This window comes from Kamptonema animale CS-326 (assembly GCF_028330895.1).
GTDB lineage: Bacteria > Cyanobacteriota > Cyanobacteriia > Cyanobacteriales > Microcoleaceae > Kamptonema > Kamptonema formosum.
Map to the genome: position 1 here is coordinate 1 of NZ_JAQMUA010000073.1, position 4,709 is coordinate 4,709.

Annotated in this window: 5 protein-coding genes; 3 read left to right on the top strand and 2 right to left on the bottom strand. The window is 43.0% G+C overall.

The features are described from left to right. The coding region (locus PN499_RS04410; protein ID WP_272030466.1) for an FmdB family zinc ribbon protein at positions 1-317 on the top strand (317 nt) is incomplete at its 5' end. 158 nt (positions 318-475) lie between these two features. Further along, positions 476-1,573, top strand: coding sequence for a calcium/proton exchanger (cax, locus tag PN499_RS04415; protein WP_272030467.1), 1,098 nt, complete (start codon positions 476-478; stop codon positions 1,571-1,573). Between the two features lie 193 nt (positions 1,574-1,766). Here the strand turns inward: cax and PN499_RS04420 are convergent, their stop codons facing one another. Both PN499_RS04420 and PN499_RS04425 read right to left on the bottom strand, forming a co-directional pair. After that, entirely contained in the window at positions 1,767-2,417 is a 651-nt protein-coding gene (locus PN499_RS04420; RefSeq protein WP_272030468.1) for a ceramidase domain-containing protein, read from the bottom strand. 63 nt (positions 2,418-2,480) lie between these two features. Next, positions 2,481-4,133, bottom strand: coding sequence for a DUF655 domain-containing protein (locus PN499_RS04425; protein WP_272030469.1), 1,653 nt, complete (start codon positions 4,131-4,133; stop codon positions 2,481-2,483). Positions 4,134-4,320: 187 nt separating this feature from the next. Here PN499_RS04425 and PN499_RS04430 point away from each other — a divergent pair. Further along, positions 4,321-4,709 (top strand): DUF7682 family zinc-binding protein (locus PN499_RS04430; RefSeq protein ID WP_272030470.1); only part of this gene is annotated, 389 nt, incomplete at its 3' end.

Genomic DNA, 4,709 nt, shown 5'->3' on the forward strand with positions numbered 1-4,709 from the left:
GGGCGGCGTTACGAGAAACTTTTAGCATCCTCAATCTCAAAGTCAAAATAGATATGCCTCTTTACGATTTTCGCTGTGAAACTTGCGGTCTGTTTGAGAAATGGCGTGCGCTTGCAGAAGTAGATAGTCCTGTGGTTTGTCCTACCTGCGAAACTGTGGCTAAACGCATCTTTTCGCCACCGATGATTTTAACTGGAAAGTTAAGATTAAAAGCTGAGGAAAATAAGGAACCGCAACTGATTAAACGTTCTGAGGAACCTAAACCGCAGCGGAATCGCGAACACCGAGGGGGAAGACCTTGGATGATTAGTCACTGATGATTGGGGGTGCGATTTAGAGCAAAAGCCCTTTACTGAAGATGTTGAGGCAAAAGTTAATGATTATATTCACAAAATAGGGGAGAATTAAGTTGCGATCGCACACTCGATTAGCCAGTAAAACGAATAACTCCCTTCATTAACACATCAGCCTTGTTATGTCAATCAAAAAAATACTTTCTATAGTTCTGTTAGTCTTTATTCCCATTTCCATAGCCGCTGACCTTTTACATTGGGGCACACTCACAGTTTTCATCACATCCGCCTTAGCCATCGTCCCCCTAGCCATTTGGTTAAGCACTGCAACCGAAGAAGTTGCCATCACCACAGGCCCTTCTATTGGCGGTTTATTAAATGCAGTCTTTGGCAATGCTACCGAATTAATTATCGCCTTAGTTGCCTTAAAAGCAGGCTTAGTTGACATTGTTAAAGCCAGCATTACCGGAACTATTATCAGTAATTTACTCCTGGTTATGGGCCTGTCAATGCTATTAGGAGGAATCCGCTACAAAGAACAAGAATTTAAGCCGATTATCGCCCGCGTGAATGGTTCCACTATGACTCTAGCCGTGATTGCCATTCTGTTACCGACAATGGTAATCTATACTTCAAATGGAGTAGAGCCATCAGCTATTCGCAATCTATCGCTAATAGCAGCAATTGTGTTAATTACAGTTTACGGTTTAACGCTGCTATTTTCCTTAAAAACTCACAGTTATCTTTACGAGGTCGGATTACTAGAATTAGAATCAGAAAATCATCAAGATGGTGTTACAGAATCCGCAGAACATAAACCCAATTTATGGCTGTGGGTTGGGGTTTTAGTAATATCAACAATTGCCGTAGCCTTTGAATCAGAAATTTTTGTCGGCGTTGTGGAAGAAACTACAAAAGGGCTAGGTTTGACACCACTTTTTACAGGCGTAATTCTTTTACCCCTAGTTGGCGGTGCAGCAGAATATGTAACTGCGGTGGGAGTAGCAATGAAAAATAACATGGATTTATCGGTTTCAGTGGCAATGGGTTCTAGCTTGTTAGTTGCCCTTTTGGTAGCGCCGATTTTAGTTTTAGTTGGGTTAGCAATTAATCAACCAATGGATTTAAATTTCAATCCTTTTGAAGTAATTGCGGTTGCGATCGCTGTTACAATTGCTAATTTGATCAGTCTTGATGGTCGTTCTAATTGGTTAGAAGGAGTCCTACTATTGGCAACTTATATTGTTTTAGCCGCAGCTTTCTACTTTCATCCGATTTAGTAGGATTGTCAAGCGATCGATTCTATATCTTTCTAAGAATTACGGATGGCACATTTAGTAGGGTGCGTTTATAGACTTAAACGTTTATTTATTAGTCTATAACTTCGTCTGGCGCACCCTACAAGTTGATTTAAGTGTGATAGTTGCGTAAGTCCGGTCTTAGATAATTCTAACATCTCAGATCAGCCCATTGTTAGCTTGCTTTTGCGATAGCAGACCAGTTTTGGATTAATGCTCTTGCGGATAAGTAAAGCAAAATACTATTACAAAGATGCCAAAGAAAATGGGTGCCAATTGAAAAGTAAGGGCAAATTTCCCGATCGAGAGTGCGGAATAAAAGGGCTAACAGGAATACTGCCGATGCTGCTAATAAAATAAAGGGTTCGCGCTTTTGTTGTTGATAGTGATATAGCCCAAACCCTAGTAAAACTAAAAATGCCGGAGCATAAGAAAGAGAACCGTTGAGAATATTTGTAAAGTTAGTGCTGAAGTTGCTAGCTAATAAAAATCCTACGAGCAATGCTCCTGCATATCCATATTTCATCCTCACTACTTGACGGCTATAAAGCCACACAAAACAAAGCTGAAACAACACAATAGGAATTACATCTAGTAAATTAGCCCATTGGGTTGCAAATGTATGAAATAGGGTACTTCCAATACCAATACTGGTAGCTAAAGTAATCAATATCCAAATCCCAATTGGTACTTTTTGTTGCCGTCGAGTCAATTGCCAAATAACCGCTGCTGCAATGACAAAAGAAATATTAGATACAGCATTTAGTGGCTCACTCCATAAACCAGGCATTATACGTTCGCAGTAAATATCTATGTAATCATTCATCTCATGTCACTCTTCTATAGTATGAGGTATGCGGGTGAGTTTCTCCCTTCATTGAATTCTACTTTACCAAGTAACGCGATCGCGCCACCTTTCTAACATCTTTTTCCCTACCCCAGGAACCCGATCTAAATCTTCCAAAGACGTAAAAGGTTGTTGTTTTCTCGCGGCAATAATCTTTTCAGCTAATTTCGGCCCCACTCCTGGCAAAGTCTCCAACTCCGCCTGATTAGCAACATTCAAATTAACCAACTTCTTCTCAGAAACATTAACCATTTTTCCATCAGACTTAGGTAGGGCTGCACAAAGTTGCTTTTGCGCCTCAATTTTCTGCGCGATCGCGCGTGGCAAACCCAACACTACATTCTGATACAGACGCTCAAACTCCCGCTCAAAATGCGCCGCCACCGTCTCACTTTCAATCACCAAAAGGGCTTCATCATTCCCGTAATTAGCGGCCTCAGTCCAGTTATGAGAACCGGTAATTACAATTTTCCCATCCACCACCCCGAACTTATGATGCAAGCGATCGCCCTCCTGCAATTGCGGTACTCCCACCGTCGCGATCGGCTTTTGCCAAGGTCGATTTTCAGCCTCAAACTGACAATTATTAAGTAACGCCACCCCCATCATATCCAACCCCTCGCTGTAAGATCGATAGGCAAAACTAGGATCGATTAATCCCCGAATCGCTACTCCTGCCAGAGATTTATATTCCAGAGTATTCACCAAACGCTGGGCAGAAAATACAAACAGCGCCAAATTAACCGACTTTCTAGCATTTGCCAAAGTCCGATCGATTAAACCATTGCTGCTTTTTTCCCAAGGAACAATTTTCGTAGTTGGTGAAAATTGCACAGCAACAGTTACATTTCCCAGATTAATCTGCTGCACCGATCGCCACGGCTTTTTAGTCCCAAACTTACTATCTGGCTTACCCCCCGGCCCATCTCCCCACATCATGTTAAATTCTTGAGTAAAAAGCTGGGCTAATTCCCCGCTCTCAATTTTCAACAAATTGTTAAGATTGCCTCGACTTGTCGCTACCCCGAAATCTCCATGAATATCGGACGGTGTAAAATTAGCCGAAGTCACGATTAAACTTTTGCCATCGACAACCACAAACTTGTGGTGCATCAAACCACTACCTTTAGAACCGTCCGCCGTATCGTCAATTATGGGGATGCCAGCATCGCGTAAAATGACCAAGGCATCACCTTGCTTAATTTCCGCCTGATTTAATTTCCCATCCTTGTCAGCATCCGCCAATTGGATAAATTCACTATAGCGATCGCGCTCTCTCTGTGGCAATTGGCGCACCTCATCCTTCGTTAAACTACTCCAAGGGCGACTGTATGTATTTTCCACGATCGCCCTCACCCTCACCCCCGCCGCCTGTTGCTGAGCCATTGCTCGCGCGATCGCAGGCAATCGCAACTCCTGCACCGCCACATCCACCGTCAACTGGGCTCCCGCGATCGCATCGACAATTAGCTTCTCAAAGTCATCTCCATATCTAGTCTCTTCGCGGTAAAATTCCTTATAGATCGAACTTTCCGACTGGTTGAAATACACCTGAAGCAAAGGATCTTGAGGCAAAGGAGCCAAACGCGGAGTTAATAGCTGAATCTGTTTTCCCCTTTGGTGACAAGCTGCGAGGCTGATTGCCACAAACAAAGCACAGCAGTAAAGTAGTTGAGTATAAGAAAATCTAGACACAGAACTTTAATTTTTTTTAGGTCTTAAGGGTTTTAGCAATTCAAAGCTATTCGATCGTGTAAAGTTACAATGCTATTTATGAAAGGGGATAGATTTTGCGTCTTGTAGGACTGCCTCGAAGCCGGGAAGCATCACTGGTGCGGTAGCAGCATTCAGGGGCGTTGGTCAAACCCGACACCAGTGCTATATGGCTAAAAGAAAACGGATTTTTCCGTGCGGTCACAAAGGATATGGTAAAACGTGCCATCGCTGCACGCAAGAGCGTCAGGCACAGGATCATCAAGTTCTGGCGATCGCAGAAAAACGAAACAAAAAACTGGAATGGGAGGCATCATTTGCCCAGGATGTCATTGATTTACGAGGGCTCCCTGACTATGTGGTAGTAAAGGCACGAGCCATAATTACTACTGTCACCCACAAGAATTACAGAGAATTTGGCGGTAAGCGCCTCCGCCACAACCGTTTCATTATCAGTATCCCTGTAACACGAAACTACAGAATGCTCTGCGAAGATTGTGGTAACTTCTTGATTCCCCAAAAAGTCATATCTCATGAAGCTTACAATGTCTGCAAACC